Source organism: Acidovorax sp. KNOB132 (genome assembly GCF_057541515.1).
On sequence record NZ_BAAJYT010000587.1, the window covers coordinates 1 to 908 of the forward strand.

Here is a 908-nt window from a genome sequence, read left to right on the forward strand (position 1 = left end):
CTATGCCCGCGCGCACCACCGCCGCGCCTGGCCGATCTATGAAGGCACCAACGCCATCGTGCGGCTGTACACCGACGCGCGCCCCCTGCCCCGCGCCGTGCGGCAACTGGTGCTGCAGGGCGCCCGGCGGCTGGCCCCGCTGAAGGCGGCCATCGTGGGGGAGCTGACGGGGCGCAGTCCGTGGCGGCCGGCACCGCTCGGGGCGCCGGGCGACGCGCCGCTGCGGTGAGCGCCGCGGCGCACGGGGTTCTTGCATAAGATCGCTGCCGACGCCAATGTCCCGCCCCTTTCTCTCCGGACCGCTCCCCATGCCCCTCGCCCCCTACCTCGACACCGCCCCCGCGCTGGACGCCGGCGTCTACCTCCACCCCTCGGCCCAGGTGATCGGCGATGTGCACCTGGGGCGCGACAGCTCGGTGTGGTGCAACGCGGTGCTGCGCGGCGACGTGAACCGCATCGTGGTGGGCGAATGCTCCAACGTGCAGGACCTGGCCATGGGCCACGTGTCGCACCGCCATCCGGCCAAGCCGGACGGCTCGCCGCTCGTGATCGGCAGCCACGTCACGCTGGGCCATTCGGTGATCCTGCACGGCTGCACCATCGGGGACGAGTGCCTGATCGGCATGGGCAGCATCGTGATGGACGACGCGGTGGTCGGCGACCGCGTGATGCTCGGCGCCGGCAGCCTGGTCACGCCCGGCAAGGTGCTGGAGAGCGGCTACCTCTACACGGGCCGCCCGGCCGTGCGGCAGCGGGCGCTGACACCGCAGGAAATCGCGTACCTGCGGTATTCGGCCGAGCACTACGTGCGCGTGAAGAACAACTACCTCGCGGCGCCGCAGGCGGGCGCGGCGGCGGCCTGAAGCCCTCGCCGCGCGGCGCGCTCTTTCAGCGCGCGGACGGCACCG

Annotated in this window: 1 protein-coding gene and 1 pseudogene; both read left to right on the forward strand. The window is 73.1% G+C overall.

Translation table 11 applies throughout. The features are described from left to right. A pseudogene (locus AC27IO_RS24840) lies at window positions 1-229 on the forward strand (5-demethoxyubiquinol-8 5-hydroxylase UbiM); the annotation flags it as partial. Between the two features lie 79 nt (window positions 230-308). Beyond that, a complete protein-coding gene (locus AC27IO_RS24845) occupies window positions 309-863 on the forward strand; it encodes a gamma carbonic anhydrase family protein (RefSeq protein ID WP_498741297.1) in 555 nt (184 codons plus the stop codon). Window positions 864-908: the final 45 nt, after the last annotated feature.